25 protein-coding genes are annotated in these 23,903 nt (G+C 43.4%); 21 read left to right on the top strand and 4 right to left on the bottom strand.

Annotation, left to right across the window (positions count from 1 at the left end; genetic code table 11):
* Positions 1-131 precede the first annotated feature (131 nt).
* The 5 genes from MHH56_RS27045 to MHH56_RS27025 are packed head-to-tail and all read left to right on the top strand — an operon-like array spanning position 132 to position 3,604.
* On the top strand, positions 132-533 hold the full coding sequence (locus MHH56_RS27045; RefSeq protein WP_076269054.1) for a GntR family transcriptional regulator: 402 nt from the start codon (positions 132-134) through the stop codon (positions 531-533).
* Complete coding sequence (locus tag MHH56_RS27040) at positions 526-1,215, top strand: ABC transporter ATP-binding protein (protein WP_339204739.1); 690 nt, start codon at positions 526-528, stop codon at positions 1,213-1,215. The genes MHH56_RS27045 and MHH56_RS27040 overlap by 8 nt, the downstream gene beginning before the upstream one ends.
* Positions 1,212-2,054, top strand: a complete 843-nt coding sequence (locus MHH56_RS27035) for a hypothetical protein (RefSeq protein WP_339204738.1) — start codon at positions 1,212-1,214, stop codon at positions 2,052-2,054. Before MHH56_RS27040 ends, MHH56_RS27035 begins: the two co-directional genes overlap by 4 nt.
* An 11-nt stretch (positions 2,055-2,065) precedes the next feature.
* Positions 2,066-3,340, top strand: a complete 1,275-nt coding sequence (locus tag MHH56_RS27030; protein ID WP_339204737.1) for a hypothetical protein — start codon at positions 2,066-2,068, stop codon at positions 3,338-3,340.
* Between the two features lie 12 nt (positions 3,341-3,352).
* On the top strand, positions 3,353-3,604 hold the full coding sequence (locus MHH56_RS27025; RefSeq protein ID WP_339204736.1) for a hypothetical protein: 252 nt from the start codon (positions 3,353-3,355) through the stop codon (positions 3,602-3,604).
* A gap of 99 nt (positions 3,605-3,703) precedes the next feature.
* Here the strand turns inward: MHH56_RS27025 and MHH56_RS27020 are convergent, their stop codons facing one another.
* Complete coding sequence (locus tag MHH56_RS27020; protein WP_339204735.1) at positions 3,704-4,570, bottom strand: protein-glutamate O-methyltransferase CheR; 867 nt, start codon at positions 4,568-4,570, stop codon at positions 3,704-3,706.
* Complete coding sequence (locus MHH56_RS27015; RefSeq protein WP_339204734.1) at positions 4,567-7,317, bottom strand: response regulator; 2,751 nt, start codon at positions 7,315-7,317, stop codon at positions 4,567-4,569. Before MHH56_RS27015 ends, MHH56_RS27020 begins: the two co-directional genes overlap by 4 nt.
* 162 nt (positions 7,318-7,479) lie before the next feature.
* On the opposite strand from MHH56_RS27015, the gene MHH56_RS27010 reads away from it, so the two are divergent.
* Genes MHH56_RS27010 through MHH56_RS27000 form a run of 3 tightly spaced genes read left to right on the top strand, consistent with a single transcriptional unit; the run spans position 7,480 to position 9,169 of the window.
* Positions 7,480-7,911 (top strand): DUF948 domain-containing protein, encoded by a 432-nt coding sequence (locus MHH56_RS27010; protein WP_076269047.1) that lies wholly within the window; start codon positions 7,480-7,482, stop codon positions 7,909-7,911.
* 38 nt (positions 7,912-7,949) lie between these two features.
* Entirely contained in the window at positions 7,950-8,390 is a 441-nt protein-coding gene (rsbW, locus tag MHH56_RS27005) for an anti-sigma B factor RsbW (protein ID WP_339204733.1), read from the top strand.
* Entirely contained in the window at positions 8,387-9,169 is a 783-nt protein-coding gene (locus MHH56_RS27000) for a sigma-70 family RNA polymerase sigma factor (protein ID WP_339204732.1), read from the top strand. The genes rsbW and MHH56_RS27000 overlap by 4 nt, the downstream gene beginning before the upstream one ends.
* Positions 9,170-9,249: 80 nt before the next feature.
* Here MHH56_RS27000 and MHH56_RS26995 read toward each other — a convergent pair whose 3' ends face one another.
* Complete coding sequence (locus MHH56_RS26995) at positions 9,250-9,390, bottom strand: hypothetical protein (RefSeq protein WP_339204731.1); 141 nt, start codon at positions 9,388-9,390, stop codon at positions 9,250-9,252.
* A 4-nt stretch (positions 9,391-9,394) separates the two neighbouring features.
* Positions 9,395-9,751, bottom strand: a complete 357-nt coding sequence (locus MHH56_RS26990) for a YtxH domain-containing protein (protein ID WP_339204730.1) — start codon at positions 9,749-9,751, stop codon at positions 9,395-9,397.
* Positions 9,752-10,170: 419 nt separating this feature from the next.
* Between MHH56_RS26990 and MHH56_RS26985 the strand changes: the two genes are divergently transcribed.
* The 13 genes from MHH56_RS26985 (at position 10,171) to MHH56_RS26925 (ending at position 23,899) form a co-directional block, all read left to right on the top strand.
* Positions 10,171-10,752 carry a hypothetical protein gene (locus MHH56_RS26985; protein ID WP_339204729.1) on the top strand — a complete coding sequence of 194 codons (582 nt, stop codon included), beginning with the start codon at positions 10,171-10,173 and terminating at the stop codon, positions 10,750-10,752.
* Between the two features lie 42 nt (positions 10,753-10,794).
* A complete protein-coding gene (locus tag MHH56_RS26980) occupies positions 10,795-12,276 on the top strand; it encodes a methyl-accepting chemotaxis protein (protein ID WP_076269042.1) in 1,482 nt (493 codons plus the stop codon).
* Between the two features lie 299 nt (positions 12,277-12,575).
* Positions 12,576-13,631 carry a phosphotransferase gene (locus MHH56_RS26975; RefSeq protein ID WP_339204728.1) on the top strand — a complete coding sequence of 352 codons (1,056 nt, stop codon included), beginning with the start codon at positions 12,576-12,578 and terminating at the stop codon, positions 13,629-13,631.
* A gap of 177 nt (positions 13,632-13,808) precedes the next feature.
* Positions 13,809-14,225 carry a hypothetical protein gene (locus MHH56_RS26970; RefSeq protein WP_076269040.1) on the top strand — a complete coding sequence of 139 codons (417 nt, stop codon included), beginning with the start codon at positions 13,809-13,811 and terminating at the stop codon, positions 14,223-14,225.
* 1 nt (position 14,226) lies between these two features.
* Positions 14,227-14,754, top strand: a complete 528-nt coding sequence (locus tag MHH56_RS26965; protein WP_339204727.1) for a nucleoside-triphosphatase — start codon at positions 14,227-14,229, stop codon at positions 14,752-14,754.
* Positions 14,755-15,491: 737 nt separating this feature from the next.
* Positions 15,492-16,277, top strand: a complete 786-nt coding sequence (locus tag MHH56_RS26960) for a nitroreductase family protein (RefSeq protein WP_339204726.1) — start codon at positions 15,492-15,494, stop codon at positions 16,275-16,277.
* Between the two features lie 104 nt (positions 16,278-16,381).
* Entirely contained in the window at positions 16,382-16,564 is a 183-nt protein-coding gene (locus MHH56_RS26955; protein WP_076269036.1) for a YezD family protein, read from the top strand.
* 25 nt (positions 16,565-16,589) lie between these two features.
* Positions 16,590-16,898, top strand: a complete 309-nt coding sequence (locus tag MHH56_RS26950; protein ID WP_339204725.1) for a hypothetical protein — start codon at positions 16,590-16,592, stop codon at positions 16,896-16,898.
* 95 nt (positions 16,899-16,993) lie between these two features.
* Positions 16,994-17,962 carry an aldo/keto reductase gene (locus MHH56_RS26945; RefSeq protein WP_339204723.1) on the top strand — a complete coding sequence of 323 codons (969 nt, stop codon included), beginning with the start codon at positions 16,994-16,996 and terminating at the stop codon, positions 17,960-17,962.
* 98 nt (positions 17,963-18,060) lie between these two features.
* Positions 18,061-19,170 carry a sn-glycerol-3-phosphate ABC transporter ATP-binding protein UgpC gene (gene ugpC, locus MHH56_RS26940; RefSeq protein ID WP_339204722.1) on the top strand — a complete coding sequence of 370 codons (1,110 nt, stop codon included), beginning with the start codon at positions 18,061-18,063 and terminating at the stop codon, positions 19,168-19,170.
* A gap of 36 nt (positions 19,171-19,206) precedes the next feature.
* Complete coding sequence (locus tag MHH56_RS26935; protein ID WP_339204721.1) at positions 19,207-22,161, top strand: extracellular solute-binding protein; 2,955 nt, start codon at positions 19,207-19,209, stop codon at positions 22,159-22,161.
* Complete coding sequence (locus MHH56_RS26930) at positions 22,118-23,047, top strand: sugar ABC transporter permease (protein ID WP_339204720.1); 930 nt, start codon at positions 22,118-22,120, stop codon at positions 23,045-23,047. The genes MHH56_RS26935 and MHH56_RS26930 overlap by 44 nt, the downstream gene beginning before the upstream one ends.
* A gap of 48 nt (positions 23,048-23,095) precedes the next feature.
* On the top strand, positions 23,096-23,899 hold the full coding sequence (locus tag MHH56_RS26925) for a carbohydrate ABC transporter permease (RefSeq protein WP_339204719.1): 804 nt from the start codon (positions 23,096-23,098) through the stop codon (positions 23,897-23,899).
* Positions 23,900-23,903: the final 4 nt, after the last annotated feature.

The following is a 23,903-nucleotide window of genomic DNA, read 5'->3' as shown; positions in this document are numbered from 1 at the left end:
TTTTTTTTTTGATTCTGATCTAGAACTGCTGGATAATTTCCCATTGACTTCCAAGTGTATTACATGCATAATACGCTTATGAAGTGTATTACGCGCGTAATACACATTTGCGATGAATGTGAGGTATGACTATGAACACGATCGAAGGCTGGACGGAAGTTGCGTTCAATAATCGGGACCCTGTTTATTTGCAGGTGGTCCGTCATTTTAAAGAACGAATCGCAACGGGCAAGCTTGCCGCTGGCCAGGAAACTCCCTCCAGAAGGGAGCTGGGCACGCTTATGAAAATTAATCCCAATACGGTACAGAAAGCGTATAAGGAAATGGAGGAGCAGCAATTGATTATTACGGAAGGAAACTCACCTAGCCGAATTACGAATGATAAAGAACTGCTGAATCAAATAAGATCGGAGCTTATTGGCGAGGCGGTAGGTGCTTTTGTGGCGTCGGTGCGCAAAATTGATGTACCTATCGAAGAGCTGCTGCAGCTGGTTAAAAACAAATATGAGGAAGGTGAGCCGGAGCATGATTGAGGTAAAAGATATACATAAGCGGTATCGACGCCGCGATGTTCTGAGTGGCGTTTCTTTTACCGTGCAAAAGGGAGAAATCGCTTGCCTTATCGGCGTGAATGGAGCCGGTAAGTCAACGATTCTGAAGGCAATCATGGGACTGACTCCAATACCGGCAGGCTCGATCCTTATTGATGAACAACTTTTAAGTCCAAGCTTGTATGAGAAAATAGCGTTCGTGCCCGATCATTTGACGATGCCAACCAGCATGAAAATATCCGAAGCGATCAGGTTTATGGCTGACTTTTATGAAAGCTGGAATCCAAAACGCGCAAGTGAGCTCATGCAGTTTTTTAAGCTGGAGTATTCGGAAAAAATCGGGAACCTGTCGAAAGGAACTGCTGCTAAATTCAATCTCATGCTGGGATTAGGACAAGATGCTGATTATATCTTAATGGACGAACCGTTTTCCGGCATTGACTTGTTCAGCAGAGAAACGATAGTGGACGTGTTTACGAGTGAATTGATTGAGGGGCGTGGCGTTTTGCTCACAACGCATGAAATCGGAGAGATGGAGCAGCTCATTGATAAAGCTATTTTATTGCAGAACGGAAAAATTAACCGAGAGTTCTACTGCGAAGAAATGCGCAGCGAGCAAGGGAAATCAGTCATTGATGTGATGAGGGAGGTGTACCGAGGATGAACCGTTATTTGAAGCTTGTTCATATGGAAGTACATCGTTTCCGCTGGGTGCTCGCTATTCTAATGGCCATTGTTGCGATTACCCAATTTGCTTCGCTCATTTGGGCGACGACCAAAGAATTGTCATTTCGAGAAAAGCTGTTGTTAGAGACTGTAGACAAAAGTCTCCTGGGTGGTTTTTCTCCTCAATATTTATCGTTTGAATGGGCCATTTTCAGCTCGCAGATGGGTTATATTTTGCCGATGTTCCTTTGTATAGGTGTACTTGCCTTATATGTTTTTGTTATCTGGTACCGTGATTGGTTTGGCCGTTCTACTTTTGTATATCGATTGCTAATGCTGCCAACGGCTAGAAGGAATCTTTATTTAGCCAAAATATCGGCATTTCTCCTGTTCGTTCTTGCGTTTATTTCGTTTCAATTACTATTGCTCCCGATTCAGCATATCGTATTCAACCTCATCGTTCCGGCTGATCAGCGAATAGACTCCCATATCGTTGAAGCGATCATCAGCAATCAAGCACTTGTATGGCTTATTCCGCAGCAGTTTGAACAGTTTGTTTATTTATACGGCTTTGGAGCCATCGTTGTAGTCGCTGTGTTTACTGCCATTTTGCTGGAGCGAAGCTATCGCCGTTTAGGCATTTTGTATGGCGTGCTTTATTTGGCCGGTTGTGTGTTCGTTGTGGCAGCTCCATTTTTATTTTTGTATATGGATCAGTACTATAGTTATTTATATCCCTATGAAATATTTGCGCTTGGGCTAACCTTGTGCATTCTTGTGCTCGGCATTTCGGTGTGGCTCGGCATGCGGCTGATGGCCAAAAAGATTACGGTGTAAGGAGAATGTTCATGAGACGTTATTGGTTATCGATCTTAATGGTTGTGCTCGGTGTAAGCGGAATAGCCACTTATTATTCATATGGCAGATTAGATTTCTTGCCTGATTATAAGCTGGAAACGATACAAGGCGATGCCAAGGAAGGCGCTGTTATCGAATTATCAGGCTCTCAATATTTAGAGAGACGCTCCGAAGCTCTAAATATTAATTTCAAAGGAAGCGAATATTACAGGTCGAACGAAAATATGCGTAAAAATGTGCTTAGCGGAGACTCATGGTTCTATAAGCAGCCTGACATTAAGCAAATGATAAAAGATCATAAGTCATTTATGCGGGGTAAACTTAATGCACAAGGCTTTTACAGAGACGAGGAGTGGGTTGTCTATGCAGAAGTTAAAGCAGAAAAAAAGGGCTCAGAAGCCGCAATGGCGGTATTTCAGCTGCAGCTGCTTGAAGAATCAACAGACAAAGTATCGAAGCTTAAAGTGACTTATGAGCTGCCGAAAGCTGTGAAAACGACAAGAGTGAACAATTTCAGCAATAATTATATGAATTTAGTGGATGTTCAAAAGGTAGATGAAGAGATTCATTTGCTCGTCAGTACATATGATTACGACAACGAGAGCAGCAGGTACGAGATATTTGTCATCGATATGAAAAGCGGGAAGCTGCTGCGTAATACGAACATCGAGTCACTGGGCATCAAGTCCACAAGTAATAAAAAAGATGTTCAAATCCAAATTGGGCATATGGGGGATTCAAGTGGCCAATACAGTTCTCCTTTCGAGAAAATAATCTTTATTGTAAGGGAAGAGAAAATTAGCCAAGAAGATCGAGAAGCGAACAAGGTGCCAGAAACGCTAAGCGAGAAATATTTTGCTTATTCCTACCGTACGGGCTTAATGACTGAATTGACTAATTTAGAGATTAAGGAAGCGTGGACGAGCCTGCAAGGCGATGAGTATTATGTAGCAAAAAGTGAACCTGAACACATCACCTTATCGCGGTATCATTTATCAACTAATAAATTCGAGCAAGCTTATGCCAAATTATCCGTAGAGCAGTTGAACGTAGACGAGATCAAATTTCTGATGATTAAATCAAATCGTGTATACGTTATGACTCAACATGCAGATGTTGCCGGAGCATCTGTGCTCGATCTTGCAACAGGGGAGTTGCTCTACACTGGCCGTGTTGTTGAAACCGGCAATGGCAAGCAAACACCAGAAGAATTAAAGGAGAATTTACATTTAAACAATATGGAAATTGTCGGAAAAATAAATTGATGAGGAAATGTTATGAGCAGAGCCATTCTAACACCTTGCAAGCTCCAGCAATTAAAAGGAGTTGAGCCATACGCCTATCAGGTTGCTCACTTTATTTTGCAAGATGCATATCTCGCAGAAGAGGCAGCAAAAGCTGCTTTATTGCAATTATGCCTTGCTCTCAAGCCATTCGAGGGAACGGCGGAGGAGCTGCAATACCTAGCGAAAAAATTAACGATTAGCGCCTCGATTAAAGCAGCAGGTTCGGTTTCGATTAACCGTTAGGAGACAAACGAAATCATCCATACGTTAAAACGGAAAGAGCCAAAATCCTTAGGAAAGGATTTTGGCTCTTATTTGTTTCGTGAGCTGAAGCAGCTTTAGCTAATTACTTATTTTGCGGAAAATTCGTTCTGACTGATTAAAATCCTCGTATTTGATTTTATGAACCGAGATTAGTGATTCCATATTGCCTAGTGCCAAGAAGCCTTGTAGAGCGAGGCTTTCAAAAAACAAAGTATGAACACGGCTTTGCAGATCCGGGTCAAAATAAATGAGAACGTTCCGGCACAAAATAACATGAAACTCATTGAAAGAACGATCCGTTGCCAAGTTATGCTGGGCAAACATCATATTTTCTTTGATATATGGATGGAATAAGGCATGCTCATAATCAGTCGTATAATAAGAGGAAAATTCTTTTGTACCGCCAGCCTGCAAGTAATTTTTGGTGAATCCTTGCATTCGTTTGAGCGGGAACTTCCCTTGTTTTGCACTCTCGATAACATGCTCATTCATATCCGTCGCATAAATCTTCGCTTTATCCAGCAAGCCCTCCTCCTGGAGCAGGATAGCCATCGAATAAACCTCTTCTCCAGTCGCACAGCCCGCATGCCAAATGCGAATTTCAGGAAGGTTCCTAAGAAAAGGAATAACATCCTTGCGGAACGCAGCAAAGAAATTTGGATCACGGAACATTTCCGTTACCCGTATGGAGAAATCATTAAGCAATATATGAATAAATCCAGGCTCATGGAGCACCTTTTCAAGGAGAGAGGTGATCGTGGGCAAGCCTTCAAGATTCATTCGATGCGTAATGCGTCTGCGAAGCGATGAACGCAAGTAATTGCGGAAGTCATAACCATAGACGCGGTAAATGCCGTCCAATAACAAATCGATTTCGATTCGTTCCAGATCATCGAGCGTTAATTCATTATAATCTACAGCTTCTTCATTTCCTTGACTGGTCAATTGCCCACCTGCTTCGTCAACCATACCCGCATGAGCGAGAAAAGCTGGTCCATATTTAGAGGTTTGCTAATATAATCGGAAGCACCGGCTTCTAAACATTTGTCGCGATCGCTTTTCATCGCTTTCGCCGTAAGCGCAATAATTGGCGTATCCTTCATTTCGGTATCCTGACGTATGATTTTCATCGTTTCAAATCCATCCATAATTGGCATCATAATGTCCATGAGCACAATATCGAAGTCGGATTGTTCTTTTATAATGTCCAAGCATTGTCTACCATTGCTTGCCACGGTTACGTTAAATGCTTTGTTCTCAAGCGCTTTGACGAGAGCGAATACATTACGGGAATCATCCTCGACGAGCAGTACCTTTTTCCCTTTAAATAGAGTGCATTCATCTTCTGATAAGTCAGAAATGCTATGATCATCGGCAATATCAGGTGAGGCATCGATGACCACAGTTTCTGAAGCTGCTGCAACCTCTTGATTAAGGGATACAAGCTGTTCTTTCTCCATATCAGGCAAACTTGGTACGTAGAGAGTAAAAGTACTCCCTTTTTTTGGCGAGCTTTCAAGGACGATACTGCCGCCCAGAAGCTTAGTAAATTCATTGCAAATGGATAAACCTAAACCTGTTCCGCCATATTGACGATTCGTTTCGCCATCGACCTGCTGGAACGCTTCAAATATTAGCTGCTGTTTATCCAGTGGAATGCCTATTCCGGTGTCGGTTACAGATATGGCCAAAACGTCTTTATTTATATGTGCTGGTACAAGTTTTTGTACTTCATGCGAGCCAGCCTTTTGGATGTCGAGAGTAACTGATCCTTTTTCCGTAAATTTAAAAGCATTGGACAGTAGATTTTTCAAAATTTGCTGCAGCCGCTGACCATCTGTATAAAGCAATTGAGGGACATTAGCATTGACGTTAATATGGAAAGCTATTTCTTTCTGCTCAGCGACAGGTTGGAATAGCAGCTTCATATGTTCAGGAATTTCACTTACGTTTACTTCATCCATCGTCAAGATGAGTTTTCCGGCCTCGACTTTAGACAAATCAAGAATGTCATCTATTAGTGTTAATAGATCTTTACCGGATGTATTAATGACTTTAGCATACCCTTCTTCATCCGAATTAAGCGTATGGTTCTCATTTTCCGCAAGGAGCTGAGAGAGAATTAAGATGCTGTTTAATGGAGTACGAAGCTCATGCGACATATTAGCCAAGAAATTGGATTTGTACTGCGAGCTTTGTTTAAGCTGCTCCGAATAGGCCTCGAGCTCTTCTTTTGCTTTTTCCAATTCCTTTGTTTTCTGTTCGGCAAATAGATTCTGTTCCTCTAAATGCTCGGTAGTCATGCGCATTTCCTCTTGCTGCATCTGAAGCTCTTCAGACTGTGTCTGCAGCTCCTCGGTTTGCGTTTGAAGCTCCTCCGTCATCACTTGCGATTCGCTAAGCAGCCTCTCGATTTCCATTCGGCCAACAACGCTGTTAATCGCAACGCCAAAATGAGTATCGATTTGCTCAAGCAGCTTTAAGTGCTGAGAAGTGAACGACTCGGTGGAAGCAAATTCAACGACAGCTACTACTTTGCCTTCATACTCGAAAGGCACGATTAGGATGCTCTTAGGCTGAAGCGTTCCAAGACCCGAGGTTAAATTAATTCGATGCTCTGGAGCCGTGTTCAACAAAAACGTACGTTTCTCCACTGCCGCTTGACCGATAAGGCCTTCGCCCAATCGGAAGCTTTCTAGTCCTGACTGATCGCCATGGGCTGCATAGGAAGCCATTTTCACAAGTCTCTGCTGCTCGCCTGCACCTTGGCGGAGATAAAATAAGCCATAGGCTGCACCTAGAATTGGAGCAAGCTTCGTGAGAAACGAATCTGCTAGCGTTGAGGTATCATTAATGCCTTGATTCATCGTTGCCACCTCGGCAACTTTTGTTTTGATCCAATCTTGGTCGTTTATATTATCAAGCAAACTATTGGTAGCTTCAGCGAGATCTTTAATTTCATCTCTTGTATTTACTTTAATACGAGTGGATAAATCCCCTCCGGAGGATGCGATATCGTTTATCGTCTTCACAACCTGTTGGATCGTTTTGACGATTGCGCCGGAAACAAATGAAACGATGATGAAAGCAATAACTGACACAATAAGCAGCATGAGATACAAGCTAATAATGAGTATGTCATTTCTATTTTCCAATTCAGCAATATGCTCTTTAGTTGAAGTGATTTCATTCTGTCGCAAGGTTTCTAACTGTATCCGAAGAGAATCAATTTGGTCTTTTCCAATATCGTCATTATAGAAATCAATAATACCTTGCGTATCGTTATTTTTGCGCATGGTTAAAGTAGGCTCACCGGCAATTTCGATCCAATTTTGTATGGTCAGTTTTATTTCTTCCATACTTTTGAGAGTAGTTGGATTATCGGACAAATACTGGTACAGTGCGTTATAGTTGGCTTCCCATTCGCTTTTTCCACGAATATAGGGCTCCAAATAAAGGTCGTTGCCCGTAATCACATAACCACGCTGGCTAGTCTCCATGCTTACGACATTATAGCGAATACTGGTAATCAAATTATGCACTTCGATGTCTCGACTTGTAATTGACTCGATTTCTGTTTGCAAGGATGATATTCTCTCGCTGACGACAAGGATGGAAACGCCCAAGCAGAGTATGATCAGAAAATAGCCGAGTAAAATCTTTGAGCGGATTTTGAAACGTAAATTACCCAATAGAATAAACTCCTTTATATGAAAGAATTCTAGTAACAGTCTCTCTTTATTATAGCATGAAAGGGAGTATAGAATATTCCTGCCTCTTATATGAGAAAAACCACATTTTGTTTCAAAGAATGAAATAGCGGGTATGTAATGAAAAAAAGGAAGTGATGACCGATGGATCTACTTATGCAAATCAGTATTGCGGTTATAGCGATTGCTTTTCTTGTTCTCTTGTATTCACTAATTCAAACGTTGAAAGTATTGCGAGGTGCGCTTGATGAAATGAGGCAAACCGTTGGCTCGCTGCGAACCGAAGTGACGCAAATTAGTGTTGAGGTGAAGGAGGCTATTCATAATACGAATGCAATGACACTTGATGTACGAACGAAGCTAAGCTCGCTCGATGTGTTGTTCGCATCCGTCAATGATCTTGGTCACGCCTTGCACTCATTTACTGGAGCGGCTAAGGAATCGGCAGCAAGCGTAGTTGCTTCCATAAAAGGTGAAGGCAAGAAGAAACCAGCGTCAGAACCTAGCTTAATAAGTACGATATATGATGGTGCGATTTCCACAATAAGGATATGGAATAAAGTTAAGAAAATATAAGCTATAATAGGAACATAGAAGAGAGGACAGAAGCGACTATGAACTCATTCATTCGTTTATCGATTCCGGCGAGAGCAGAATTTGTTGATATTGTTAGACTTACATTATTTGGCGTTGCGAACAAAGCAGGTTTCTCCTATGAGGAAATTGAAGATATGAAGGTTGCTGTAACCGAGGCTTGTACGAATGTTGTACTCCATGCGTACAGCAATAGCCAGCCTGGTGTAGTGGATATTAGCTTTGAGCTTGAGGAAGAAGGGCTTTCTATTCGCATTAAGGACGAGGGTACGAGCTTTAAATATGAGCCATCCGCAAGCAAAACCGAGTCTCTGCACAATAAAGAATTAAGTGAAGTAACGGCTGGCGGACTTGGGCTGTTTATGATGCATGCATTGATGGATAAAGTGGAAGTGTTTTCTGAGAGAGGCACCGAGGTAATTTTGACCAAGCTATTTGGTAGGAAAGAGGAGATGGCATGAACGCAAATTCATCCTTCCTGGATCCAGAACATATGATTGAAAAAATAAAATTATATCAGCAATCGAATTGTAATGAAGTTGCAACCGTATTGCTGCAGCATTTTGAGCCCATTGTGAAGATGGCAGCTGCAAAGATGTCGCGAAGCAGACCAGATCTTTATGAGGATTTATACCAAGTCGGTCAGTTGTCTATGCTGCGTTTATTTAGGCAGTATGACAGCTCGCGTGAAATCCCGTTTGAGGGATATGCAATGAAGAGCATTATCGGGCATTTGAAAAACTATTTGCGAGACAAGTCTTGGTATATCCAGGTGCCGAGACGGATTAAAGAAAAAGGCTTGCTGATTCAGCAAGCCATCGATCACTTAACCGTCGAGCTCGGCCACTCGCCCAAAATGGAAGAAATTGCGGTTCATTTGGGTCTTTCGGTGGAAGAAACGATAGAGATACTCTCTTGCCGCGAATCCTATCATTATGTATCGCTTGATACTCCATTATCAAGCGAAGGGGAAAGCGCTGCTACTATAGGCGATCTAATTGGCTCAGACAAGGACGATTATCAGAATGTTGATAATCGTCTAGACTTGGAGGAGGCGATGGATCAACTGAAAGCAGAGGAGAAGAAGGTACTCATTCTTGCTTATCATAATGGTCAATCTCAGCGTGATATAGCCGATCAGCTTGGCGTATCGCAGATGAGCGTTTCTCGCATACAAAAGCGGGCGATTGAGAAGCTGAAGGTACTGCTCGCAGATCATAGTGCTGAATTTGGAATGTAAAGCACTTTTATTATTTTTTAATATATTAAAACCCCCTTTCCATCTTGATGGAAAGGGGGTTTTTGTTATAAGCCTTATTGTTATTGAACCGGATCGGGTACCATGCCATTCTCAATGACTTGTGCATTGGTTTCCATGTTCTCCATATCCTCGCCAAGCTTAATCATCTCTTCTTCTGTAGGTGCCATTGAATTTGTAGTTGATTCAAGCTCGTCTTTCATTTCATTACCTCCCAGTTGTTGCAAGTCCATCCTTGACATCATCTTTAGCAGAGGAAATGGAATCCATAATATGCTGATTTGATTTTTTGGCGTGATCTACCAAGTCGCCAGCTTCCTCTTTGATATTAGTGGCTATATCCTTCGTGTTTTGTCCGACGGCAGCTGCTAAATCCTTTGTATTATTTCCCACCGTAGTGGCAATTTCCTTTGTCTTTTCGCTAATCGTCTTGAACTTGTTGGAGAGATCCTCCCGCAGGTTTGCACCTGTTTTTGGTGCGAACAGCAGAGCTGAAATAGCACCGATAGCACCTCCTACGATTGCGCCAATCAATACGCCGTTACTAGAGTTTTCTCGTGACATTTGTCATCTCTCCTCGATTTGTATTTGTCGATCAAGTTGATCAACGTTGTTTGAATTTCTTAGTTATATATAAACGAAAACAAACGTTTTGAAACAAAACAATAAGGAAACTATTGACAATTAAAGGGAGACGATGCTACGATTTGTTTCGATTTCTCACTTACTTGCTAGGAATTATGTGATATGAACGGTTGAGTAAATCGATTGCATGGAATAATTTATATAAAAAGATTGAGAAGGAGGGCGTTTATATTTATTAAGATGAAAAATTGGAAGAAGCTTTAGAAAAGTTTTTTAAAATAATATATTTATTCTCTTAAATTGGTTAATTATTGAGTTAATTATTCCGATAAAAAAATTGCCTGCCTATTTCACCTATGTAGAAACTCACAAAAATAGAGAGATAGAGGAGAGAAATCATGTTTAAACGAGTGGAGAATGAGCTGGAGCTGGCTATGTTTAACGGCATTTGGACAACCGTCTGGATGGAGAAAGGTTTTGAACTTGAATTTTCTGAACACGCTCTTGAGAGATTCGTCATTGTGACAGAGGAAGGACATTATGTAGGGACGTCTGAAATTAAGCCCTATTGCTTGACTTCAAGCTCCATTAACGATGCAGGTCCGTTTCAAACGCATCCGAAAATTATTGAAGCAGGCGACGCTGTAGCTGAAATTGACAAAATTGCACTGCTCCGATCCTATAGAGGAAGGCATATCTCAGATTTGCTCTCGTCGGCAGTCTACATAGCAGAGAAGCTGCAGCTGAAATATTTTGTCTCTTTGCTTGAGCCAAAATTTATGAGGGCACTTCGCATTTCATATCAAGTACCATTAGAAAAAGTAGGAGAGAAGGTGTTCTATAAGGGAGATGACGTCATTCCCGTATTGTTCGATATGGAAAAGATGTATCGCAACAAAAATAGTTATGAATGGCTCGTCTATCCGCAAGAAGCGGTTTTGGCTGCAAACGGTGCAGGAGGAACTGGACGTACCGTTTAAACGTATGAAAACATGAGTTAACTCAGAAAAGGCGGAAATGTCATGAAAAAAGAATTAACAGAACTAGACAAACGGAATCGATTGTTAATAAAAATCCTGTGGAGCTTGCTTGCTCTCGGGATCGTTACAGATCTTGCTATTGGGCTTGATGCAAAGATGGTTCTTCTTCTTGCGGGAGTCGGTATATTTTTGTGCGGTGCAGCTACTTTCATGACATACCGTGGCATTTTTACACAATCTATTAAATTTTTTGTACCCTTTATATTGACCATTATCGTTACTTTATTAATCGTATCGGATCCGAATCCTATTGTGAGCACATACTTTTTAGTTTATGTAAACCTCGCAATCATTACTCTTTACGCAGACTATAGACCAATTATTTTGACAGGTGTTTTGGGAGCCGCAGTAAGCACATATTTATTCTTTGATCCTGTGCTGCAGCCTAAGCTATTCCCAAACGAATCGCTTGTTTATTTATTTTTGTATCTCTTATTTGCAACGGTTGCGCTCGCATTCTCAGCGGGCTTCAGCGGCAAATTGCAGCGGCAGGTAACAGACAAGCAGCGGGAAGCTTTAGCTTCTAAGGATATGGCAGAGGCGCTGCTCGCTAAACTAAACTCTTCTATTATTGTATTAACGGAGTTCAGCAGCAGCCAGCAGCTGACGGTTCGTTCCACTGGAGAAATATCGAAAGAGGTAACGGCAACATTCTCCGAAATGTCGGCTGCTATCGAGAAACAGACAGGGACTATTATGAACATTAGTGAATCCTCGCAGGTCATTGATACTTCGGTTAAAACGCTTTTGGAAGGTACGGAGCAGCTGAAGCAATTTTCTACGGTTAATGCAGATTTGACGGAGAACAATCGGGAGAAAATGGCAGTGTTATCGTCCGAGGTAGAAAGTGTTCGCTCTATCATTACACATACCGTGGACATGATGATTGAACTCAATGAGCAAAATGATCGTGTAAGCTCAATTGTAGAAACGATTAGTACGATTGCTGAGCAGACGAATCTGCTTGCACTTAATGCTGCGATTGAAGCAGCTCGCGCAGGCGAGCACGGCAGAGGTTTTGCTGTCGTATCAGGCGAGGTGCGCAAGCTTGCAGATAATGCGAGAGCGGCGACGAATGAAATATCTGAAATTTTGACGGGTATTCGTTCACAAATCAGTGCTGTTCACGCACAAGTAGAAAGCGGCCAAGCAGCAGTGACGACGAGCAGAGATGTATCTTTGCAGGTTGAGAAGCTTATTGATCAGATAAACGAGAATACGGAGCTTGTAAAAAGGCATTCCGATTCGGTTGGCAGCTCTGCCAATGAACTGCATGAGCGTTATGCGAGCATGTCGAGTGAAATGCTCAATATCGCAGCTACAACGGAACAAAATATGGCTTCTGTTGAAGAGGTTCATGCCAGCATGGAAACACAGGACATGAAGATTCATACGATGGTAGAAGAATATGCTCAGCTTGATCAATTGCTTTCAGAGCTTAAGCAAATGGCGGCGAAGCATTAAGCTGATTTATCATAACATCATTTGTTTTATTGAAAACGTCAATAGAAGGAGTACTGCTTACCCCGAATGGGGTTGGCGGCTCCTGAAATGGCGTTTTTTTGTTAGTTTTATATGAATATGGATGAATAATTAACGGACAAATATGGAATCACAAACCTCTGTTATCGGTGAGCAGATAATGGAGTGATTTTGTGTACTAAATGATTTCTAAACGTTTATTACTTAGGTTCACGGCATGATAGCCATTATAATTACAAGAACAATGAAATGGTGGTTATAGCCGTTGAAGGAGATAATATATGATTGATTTTTTTCGTTTTGATACAGATGAGAATAGGATATCACTGCTAGCTCGAGCGAGGAAAGTTGTGTTATCGGCACTGCAAGAGTATGACTTGGAATGGGTGAGCATTCGATTTGTTCAGCTATCCGACACGATCACCTATAAAATTGAGACAGGTACAGCGGGAAAATATTTGCTTCGAATTCATTCGGATCGACTCAGCATAGAGGAAATTCGTTCTGAGGTTACTTTGCTTCAGGCCTTAAATAAATCGGAGGATTTGCATTTGCCAGAAGCGCTGGCAAGCTGCAGCGGCGCTTATGTTTTGCAGATCGATACGGAAGCGGGATATCGTCGTCCGTATGTTACTCTGATGCGATGGGTAGATGGCGAGCACGCTAGCGGGGAGTTTTCAGATCATACGGTTCATCTTATGGGTGTCATGATGGGGAGGCTTCACAAAGCGGCTGTAAATTTTGTCCCGCCTTCTGATTTTGTTCGTCCTGTTTGGGGAGCAGAGAGCTTTAGTCGTCAAATGGCTAAGCTGGAACAGTATTATGGATGTTTTTTATCGGGTGAGGCATGGAGATCGTATCAAGCAGCGGCTGAGAAAATCATATCGGAACTGGCTGTAATGGAACGAAGCGGCGATAACTATGGTCTCATTCATGCGGATTTGCATAGCGGCAACATCGTTTTTAACGAGGATCTGCCGTATCCCATTGATTTTGGCAGATGCGGTTTTGGTTATTTTCTGTACGATATGGCAGGCTCGCTATTAGAGCTTTATCCGAAGCATCGCTGGCTGTTTATTCAAGGCTACGAGAGTGTAAGAAAGCTGGAAACGGATTATGTTAAGAGGCTTGAATGTTTTTTCGTTATGTTCATGATAGAGAATTACTGCCATCATGCCTCAGACCCAAGAGAAACAGCCAGTTTAATTGCAGAACAGCCGTATGCTCAGGCGTATATAAGAGATTATTTAAACGATACACGGTTTTTATTCCAAGTTATCGAACCTGTGGAAATCGATAGAACAGCAATTTTAGGGAGGAAGGATAATGGAGAGTGAAGGTGAAAATATGATATTAGTCCCATAAAGGCTGATCGTTGTGAAGTCCGTGCGCTGCGCGGGCTTTTTTGTGAATGGAGCGAAGCATCAAAATAATAAAACAGATAAGGCAATTGTGAAACATTGTAAATTAAATAAACGTTTAATACTTATCTAAGCAAACAAGGCGGTGTTTAATTGGAGATAGTCAAACATTTTTTTCTTTGGATTTTTATGATTATATTGTTTGTTGCGGCAGCGGTGGTCTTGGAATTATTCGAGGGGAGCAAAATTATGACAACCGAATATTATGGTCTCCGTAATATCGGGCTGACGTTCGTTTTGCTGATGGTTGTTTACGCCTTCCTTTTTTATCCGATTACATTGCTGCCCATCTCTTTGGTTGTTCATAAGCTGGTGAAATCACTAATGATTAAGGCTTCAATCTATATCCTGTTTGGTGGATTGGTGGGCGTATATATGTTTCATTATTTATATGATAATTTTGTCTCGGGATACGAGTTGAATAGAAATAGCTCTATTATAATATTTGCGGTTGTGGGTTTGTTATATGCCCTAGCAGAAAATATGCTGCACCGCCGAATGAGGGAATGATATGGAAACATGTTTTTTGTTGACTGGGAAGCCGCGAGTAGGCAAATCGACTGCCATTGTACAGCTTATTAACCGAATAGGCGCTGAGCATGTTGGAGGATTTTATACGGAAGAAATACGGAGCGAAACGGATCGTATTGGATTTAACTGCGTAACATTGGATGGAGTAAGCGAAAGATTAGCAAGTGTAGATAGTACAAGTTCCATAAGAATAGGAAGATATGGCGTTGAATTAGAAGCTTTTGAGAATTTAGCTCTAACTTCAATTAGACATTCCTTGAAGACGAAGAAGGTAACGGTTATTGATGAAATTGGCTACATGCAAATGTTATCGGTACCTTTTCGGAAGATGGTCTATGACATGGTTTCAAGCTCGCAGCATCTCATCATAGGCACGATTTGCTTGGATAGCCATCCCGAAATTGACAAGATAAAGGAGCTGCCAGGCATCAAGCTTTACGTAATGAATGAAGAAAACAGAGAATTAACGACAGAGGCATTGGCGAACGATCTTTTTAGGGTGTTGTAGGTGGTTCATTGCACGATAAAGAAGCTTCCTAATCCACGTTCTAAGTGGGTGGGGAGGCTTTTTTGATTGAGCAAAGCTGCTTGATAGTGAGTATATGTGAGGTTAATCGTGTTTTGAGTAATCGTATCTTCTAACAGGAAAAACTCCTGTTAATTTCTCAGTTTATACGTCAAATGCTCAATTAACAGGAAAACCTCCTGTTAATTTGGCGAAATTAGCTCTAATTCAGGAATATGAAGAAAATTAACGGGAGAATTTCCATGTAATTAGTTAAATTAAACTCTTTTTGATGAATTAACAGGAGAAATTCCCGTTAGCATAGGGATTCTCGTATCAATTGAAGGGAATTACGTGTGAAGAATCGATTTAGTAAATGGTTTGGGTAACATTTGCGTCAATCCCGCGTAAAAAATTGAGTTAGCGCAGGGATTCTCGTACCAATTGAGAGGAAATCCCGTGTGAAGAATCGAGTTAGTATAGGGAGTTTCGTATCATGGGGAAATTCATACGAAGAATCTAGTTAATTAAGGATTTAGGTAATATATGAGCGAGTTCAGTGTGAAAATTTCCAGTTGGTGCAGGGAGATTAATAACAGGTGGCGAAGCAAGCTTGACCTTGGCAGCAGTGAAAGCGTGGCGCCAATTTGAAAAAAAGAGTCGTGGAAATTAGACGGATAAGTGTTGACGGATGGAAAACATCATGTTAAATTTAATTTATCCTATTGAATTAGTCGGAAATGAATAATGACACTTGCATCGTCATTCATGGCAATGGTTTCGCTGTATTTGATTGCAAGTCGCGCTCGCTAGAAAACTGGAGGCGCATGCCAACCGAATGCCGAATCGGTTGTCGTGTGCCTTCTTTTTATTCTAAGGAAGAGGAGATGGGGATAGTGAGTCATGTTGGTTTTGGAGCTAATGCTCAGTCACTTGAGCAGCAATACAGTAAAGAGGTTGCCGATGCAAGAAGCCCTGATTATCCTGTACACCCGCTTATTCTGAATCGATGGTCGCCACGATCCTACTCGGAGCAGCTTGTGAGCGATGAAGAGCTTTATACGGTTTTGGAAGCTGCAAGATGGGCGCCATCGTCGAGCAATCTGCAGCCTTGGAGATTTTATGTGGCAAGGGAAGAAGCCGAGCATGAGCAGTTCCGCAAGTTCATCGTGCCTGGCAACCGCTTGTGGACAGACCACGCACCTGTGCTGCTGCTTCTAGCTTCTGAAGCGGTTAAGCAAGATGGCAATCCGAATGTGTCGCATGCTTTCGATACAGGAGCTGCTTGGGCAACTTTGGCGCTGCAAGCGAGGCTGCTTGGTCTATCGACTCGTGCTGTTGGAGGATTCGACCGAGCGGAAGCTCGCAAGATTTTAGAAGTACCCGAACATATTGCACTGCATGCCGTCATTGCACTCGGTCATCGTGGAGGACTTGATACGCTCGATGAAAAGTTTCGCGATAAAGAAATTCCGAATGGGCGTCGTCCCTTGGCTGAGAGTCTATTGGAGATTAAGGTAGATTAAACGGCTAATCGCATTTCTGGAAACCCGTGTGACCATGCATTTGGTTTGATGGCACTTATAAATTTAGTTTGAAAACACTCATAAATTTGGAGAGGATGTTGAATATGTCCAGAACGGTTGAGGTTGCTGATGAATGGTTAAAGCGAATACAGGATCAATTGGCAGGCGTTCAATATGGCATCGTTCAAATTACGATTCATAATGGTCAAATTGTACAAATTGATCGGACGGAGCGCAGCCGTTACGAGGTGGAGAAGCTGCCATCTGCTGCTCGCAAGCAAAGATAACCGTTTATAAGTGGAGAGGATGCGTATGAAGAACGATAGGAGCTCCAGTTTATATGAATGGCCAGATCTTGCCTTTCATCATTACTGCTTGCAAATGTATAGGCTGAACCGTGGTGTCTACAATACCATTGATCAATGGCTGTATGACAACGGTTATGCTGGAATTAAAGGCCGGCGGAAGATGATTATTCAGTTTCTAGATCACATGATCAAGCTGCAGGCGGAAGAAGGCCATAAGTATTTATCTTTTGGCAAAGGAAATTTGGTCGCTCAGCTTAGCCAATTTGCTGCTGAACACGAAGTTCCAGTAATAAGAGCGTTGGCCGCATATTAATAATGAATATATTCGACCGGAAAACCGGAGACATTTTGCAAATGCAAAACCTGTCTCCGGTTTTTTTTGTACAAAATTTGAGGAGGATAACGAACATGGAATATCGTAAATTGGGAAGAACAGGACTAAAAGTATCTGAGGTGAGCTTAGGTACAATGGCGTTTGGAAGATGGATTGATGAGGAGGCATCTGCTGCGATTTTGGATGCCGCTCTGGATCATGGCATTAACCTCGTTGACACTGCTAATGTATACGGGGAAGGCGAGTCGGAACGTATACTGGGCAATTTGTTAAAAGAAAGGCGTCATCAAATCGTGCTGGCAACCAAGGTTCATGGCCGCGTAGGCGAAGGGGTAAATGATTCGGGGCAAAGCCGCTATCATATTTACAAGGCTGTTGAAGACAGCTTGAAACGGTTGAAAACCGATTATTTGGATCTGTATCAGGTACATCGATTTGATCCTAATACCCCCCTTGAAGAAACGCTTCGAGCTTTAGATGATCTGGTGCGTCAAGGGAAAGTAAGATACATAGGCGCTTCTAATTTTGCTGCATGGCAGCTTGCGAAGGCTCACGGTATAAGCGCGCTGCATACCCTGCATCGCTTCGAAAGTCTCCAACCGGAATACAGCATCATCTCGCGTGAAATTGAGAAGGAAATTATACCTTTTGTGCAATCGGAGCAAGTAGGCGTCATCGTTTATAGTCCGCTTGGCAGAGGAATACTCTCTGGCAAGTACCGGGCTGGAGAAGCGCCGCCTGAAGGATCACGGCTTGCGGCAGGCGAGCAAAGGCTGGAGGAGCTTTTGAAGAAAAATGCAATTCCAGTTGCTGAGGCGATTAGACCTTTGGCGGAAGAAAAGGGTCTTACTCAAGCGCAATACGCATTGTCTTGGGTACTGAGTCGTCCTGGCATTACTTCGGCGATTCTAGGCGCTTCGAAGCTTGAGCATATTACGGAAGCTGCAAAAAGCTGGGATGTTAAACTAAGCGCTGAGGAACTGGCGAAGGCTGATGAAGCAACCTCCAATTTGGAGCCGGCAAAAGAAGCCATTCCGAGCTAATTCTATAATTAAATACATTCTACCGTATCAATGGAGGATATCAGAGCAGTGTGTGATATCCTCATTTTTTTATCAAGTTCGGATGGGAGGCGGTAAGCATGGCGGGAGTAACGATTAATCATCTATACAAAAGATATGGGAAAGACAAGCACGCGGTTGTGCAGGATTTTCAGTTGGAAATTAAAGATAAGGAATTTATCGTATTCGTCGGTCCTTCCGGCTGCGGCAAATCGACGACATTAAGAATGATTGCGGGGCTTGAAGAGATCTCCGAAGGCGAGATTTATATTGGAGAGCAGCTCGTCAATAAGCTACCTCCGAAGGACCGTGATATTTCGATGGTTTTCCAGAACTATGCCCTCTACCCCAATCTAAGTGTATACGAGAATATTGCGTTTGGACTGAGGATGCGCAAGCTTCCGAAGCATGAGATCGATTTGGCGGTAAAAAATGCTAGCCGAATTCTGGAGATTGAGCCGTATTTAAATCGCAAGCCAAAGGAGCTGTCGGGCGGTCAGCGCCAGCGGGTGGCGCTTGGCAGAGCTATCGTGCGCGACCCAAAGCTGTTTTTGATGGATGAGCCGTTGTCTAACTTAGATGCCAAGCTTAGAGTTACGATGCGAATGGAAATAACGAAGCTGCACAAAAAATTAGGCACAACCTTTATATTCGTTACGCATGACCAGGTGGAAGCGATGACGATGGCGGACCGTATTGTCGTGATGAAGGGCGGCGTCATTCAACAATGTGATACGCCGGAGCTGATCTACTCCAAACCTTCAAATACGTTTGTTGCGAGCTTCATAGGTTCTCCTCAAATCAATTTCATTCATGGACGCGTGCAGGAGAATCCGCAGGGGCGATTAGAGTTTCATACGAATCGTTTTCAATTGAAGTTAAATGAAGTGATGGAGGATATTTTACGCAGAAATAACCAACTAAACAAATCGGTAATATTAGGTATAAGGCCGGAAAATGTGAAGCTGGAAGGCTTGTTTTCGGAGACGATCATTACCGGAACCTATAAGGACAATGAACTTATGGGCGCTGATCGTTTTCTTTATTTGGACATCGGACAGGAGAAGCTGCTCATTGCACGCGTCGATCCCGATAATCGTTTTGCTGAAAATGAGAAGGTGAAGGTAGAGCTTGATCTATCGAAGGCTCATTTCTTTCATAAGGATACGGGTGAAAGATTTACAGAATGATCGGTATTTGCGAAGGAGGGAGGCGGCTTAACCTTTATGAATAAGAAACGGAAGTGGCTTGTCTATGGTGCCAGTATTGTCATTGCAGTATCGCTGCTTAATGCTGGAGCGGCAGTAAACTCAGAATCTGGAGACAAAACCGATACGGTCCAATATGACAAGCTCGTAACTACATTTAATTATGAGGTTGATCCTTATTTTAGCGATGCGCTGGCAGCATGGCAGGAGAAGGGGCTGAGCAATGCAACAACTTCAATTCAGCTGGATGCAGCGAAGCCATCTCGTGTATCGAATGAAGAGGAGATCAAAGCAGGCGATTACGAAGGTAAATCAAACATACTGATTTGGAATACAAGGAGCACAGGATGGGTTGAATATCAAGTTGACGTTGCAGAGAGTGCGCTGTATGAAATCCACGTTTCTTATAACCCTCTGAAGGATGGAAGAAAGGGACCGATCGGGTGGGAGGTAACGATAGATGGCCAAAGGCCGTTTAGGGAAGCCTCTTCCATATCCTTATATCGGACATGGGAGGATGTGCGCCCTATTCTGAAAAACTCAGACGGCGATGAAATTCGTCCTCGTTCGATTGATGTGTCGGGCTGGAGCGAGAAGCCGTTAACGGATTCAGGAGGGGCATATGCGCAGCCTTTGCAATGGCATTTCGAACAAGGAACGCATACCATTCGATTGCAAGGGTTTGACCCCGTTGCGCTTGAGCAAATTAAGCTTGTTCCGAGCAAGCAAATACCTGATTATGCTGAGGTTAAGGCTGCGTATGCCGATACGCCTTCTCTTGCGGGCGATGTATTGACGATTCAAGCGGAGGATTTTACGAGCAAGAATGATACGGCAATAAAGCTATTTTCGGATAAAAATTCACACACGCTGCCGCGGTATACAGGAAGAATTATTTACAATACGGTCGGCGGTCCGCGCTGGCTTGAACAAAACCAGGAAATCTCATGGTCATTTGAGGTGCCGGAGAGCGGCTTGTACAAAATAGGCTTTCGCGCGCTGCAAAATACGATAGCTCAGAAAACCTCCTACCGGGTCGTTCGAGTGGATGGAGAGGTACCGTTTAAGCAATTTTTAGCGTATGGCTTTCCTTATTCTACAGGTTGGAACGGAATGATTTTGCAGGATGAAAAAAAGAATCCGTATTTGCTTAAGCTTGAGAAGGGCAAACATACGTTGTCGCTAGCCGTCACACAATCGCCTATTAAGTCTACCGTTGTAGATGTCGAGAAGCTGATCGCTCATTTGGATGCGATTGACTGGGATTTGCGTACGATAACAGGTTCGAGCTCGAAGAAGACCATTGACCGCAATCGTACGTGGAATATGGAGCAGGACTTCCCAGGGATGACTGATAAGATGGCGCTGGCAGCGGATGTCATGGAGTCACTGTCGAAGCGAGTAGTTAAAGCGAACGGCAACAAGGATTCAATCAGTCAAGGACTCGATACATCAGCGAAGGATTTGCGTGCATTGCTTAAGAAGCCTGAAGAAATTCCTTATCAGGTCGAGGAGATTTCTTCGATGAGAGAGAAATTCGGCACTTTTATCGATACGCTGCTCAAGCAATCGCTGCAGCTGGATGAGGTTTATATTATTCCCGAGAAGACGGATGCTCCGAAAATGGAAGCTGGCTTTTTTGGCCGGATATGGGGTAGCGCTCAAAACTTTATTTACTCTTTCGATGCGAGGGATAGCCTTAACGATTTAGATGACAAGAAGCTGAACATTTGGGTTCAGCGCGGCAGGGATTATGTAGATCAGCTGCAGCAGCTTGCTGATGAGTCGTTCACGCCAGAAACAGGCATTGAGGTAAAGGTGAACCTGCTTCCAAATGCTGAGCTTTTGCTTATGTCTAATGCAGCTGGCGTGCAGCCGGATATTGCCCTTGGCTTGACGCAGGATTTGCCAGTCGATTATGCCATTCGCGGTACGCTGCAGGATTTAAGCGATTTTGAAGATTTTGATCAGCTGTATCCGAAGTTTAGTCCGGGTTCATGGCTGCCGCTGCACTACGATGGCGGTTATTATGGCGTGCCGGAAACGCAGTCGTTTCAAGTTCTCTATTATCGCAAGGATATTTTGAAGCGTATTGGAGCTGAAATTCCCGAGACATGGGAGGACGTATATCAGCTATTGCCAACGCTGCAGCAAAACTTTATGAACTTCTACGTAAATCCGAAGGAGTTTACGCATTTTTTCTATCAAAACGGCGTGGAGTTTTATGAACCCGGCGGTGTGAAATCAGGTCTCGATGGTCCAGAAGCTTATCGTGCCTTCAAGCAGTGGACGGATCTATTTAATACATACGCTGTGGAGCGGGAGGTGCCGAGCTTCTATCAGCATTTCCGCAGCGGAACGATGCCAATCGGCATATCGGATTACAACATGTATGTGCAGCTTTCGGCTGCTGCGCCTGAGCTGAATGGCCGCTGGGGCATCGCGCTTATTCCCGGTACGAAGCAAGCGGACGGATCGATAAGCCGCTGGGCTGGCGGGGGGCAACGTACGGGTGTCATTTTTGACAAGTCCAATAAAAAAGCAGAGGCATGGCAATTCCTGAAGTGGTGGCTGTCAGCTGAGGTGCAGGAGCAATACGGCTCTGACTTGGAAGCGGTCAATGGCGTCGCTTTCCGCTGGAATACGTCCAACGTGGAAGCCTTCACGCATCTGCCGTGGAAAAAGGAGGATGCTGAAATTATTTTGAACCAGTGGAAATGGTATAAGGATATTCCGAATGTGCCCGGCGGATATTTCTTGGAACGCGAGATTCATAATGCATGGAATCGATCCGTTGTTGGAACAGCGAATTATATGTCCTCCTTGGAGCAAGCCGTTCGGGACATTAACCGCGAGCTTCTAAGGAAGCAGCAGGAATTTGGCTACATCAATGAGCGAGGCGAACAGGTGAATAAGCTGGACATTCCTATTGTCGATCAGCCTTGGGAAGGGATTGATCGTTATGTGGAGTAGATTATGGTCGTATCGTATTTCGTATTTGTTTATCGCGCCGTTTCTGATATGCTTCGCTCTGTTTATCGTTATTCCGATTCTTGCAGCTGTAGGCTTAAGCTTTACCTATTACAACGGGATTGAGCCTCCTCGCTTTATTGGCTGGAGCAACTTTCAGTATTTGATTGCGCAGGATCTGCTGTTCCTAAAATATGCGCTGCCCAATACATTTAAGTTTGCTGTCATTGTTGGTCCCGGCGGTTATGCTGCCGCCTTCCTGCTCGCATGGCTTATTTCACGGCTGCGCGGCGGCGTTCGCAAGTGGGTGGCGCTTGCGATGTATACGCCATCGCTTACCGTTGGCATAGCGATGACGATTATCTGGCTTCCCTTGTTGTCGGGCGATCGCATTGGCTATTTGAACAGCTTTCTATTAAAAGCAGGCCTTATCGACGTGCCAAAGTTATGGGTGACAAGTCCAGAGTTTCTTATGAACTCGATGATCGTCGTCACATTGTGGTCGAGCATGGGTGTAGGCTTTCTAGCGATGCTGGCAGGAATTCTTAACGTGGATACGGTACTTTATGAGGCAGGAAGAATCGATGGCATCAGAAACAACATACAGGAGCTATGGTATATTACGATTCCGTCCATGAAGCCGCAAATGCTGTTTGGCGCCGTAATGGCGATCGTTACGACCTTTAAGACCGGATCAATTGGTGTTGAGCTATCCGGTCAAAACCCGACGCCCGAATATGCCGGGCATTTGATCGTGAACCATATTAACGATTATGGTCTCATCCGTTTTGAAATGGGTTATGCGGCGACGGTTTCGGTGTTTCTTCTTATATTTATGTATTTCGCGAACAAGCTCAGCTGGGGATTGTTCGGTACGAAGGAGGAGTAACAGCTGAAACAATCAGGCCTAGGTATAAAAATAAGCTTTAATCTGTTCATGCTTATCATATCTGTCATCATGATCCTGCCGATCATTTATATTTTTAATCATGCCTTCAAGCCATATCATGAATTGTTCGTCTATCCGCCGACCTTCTTTGTGAAGGAGCCGAACATTCAGAACTTTGTTGAGCTCTTTTGGGTAACGTCCAATTCGATCGTTCCGGTATCGCGCTATTTGTTCAATAGCTTGTTCATTTCGGCGGCGAGTGTTGTTGGCGTGACGACTGTGAGTGCGCTTTGCGCTTATCCGCTGTCAAAACATCCTTTTCCGGGCCGCGCATTCCTCTTTGCTACGATTATTCTGATGCTGATGTTTACGCCGGAGGTTATTCAAATTCCGAGGTATTTGGTCGTCAGCCACCTTGGCATTATGAATACGTACTGGGGGCATTTGCTGCCCGTACTTGCTTTGCCGGTAGGCGTTTTCCTGCTCAAGCAATTCGTGGATCAGATACCTGATTCGCTGCTGGAGGCTGCACGAATAGACGGGGCAAACGAATTTATCGTATTTGCTCGAATCGTCATTCCGATGTGTATGCCGGCCATCGCGACCGTTGCGATCCTCGCCTTTCAGAACTCTTGGGGCAATGTGGAGACATCGATGCTGTTTATGCAGGACGATGAAATGAAAAACTTTCCGTTTTTCCTATCAACATTGACCAATAACTTGGCGAACAATGTGGCACGTCAAGGTGCCGCTGCTGTAGCAGCGCTTATTATGCTCGTTCCGAATTTAATTTTCTTTGTTATTTTGCAAAGCAAGGTCATTTCGACAATGGCGCATTCCGGTATTAAATAAGGGG

Source organism: Paenibacillus sp. FSL K6-3182 (assembly GCF_037976325.1).
GTDB lineage: Bacteria > Bacillota > Bacilli > Paenibacillales > Paenibacillaceae > Pristimantibacillus.
Note: the sequence above shows the minus strand (reverse complement) of the source record. Positions and strands in the feature narration are given on the sequence as shown.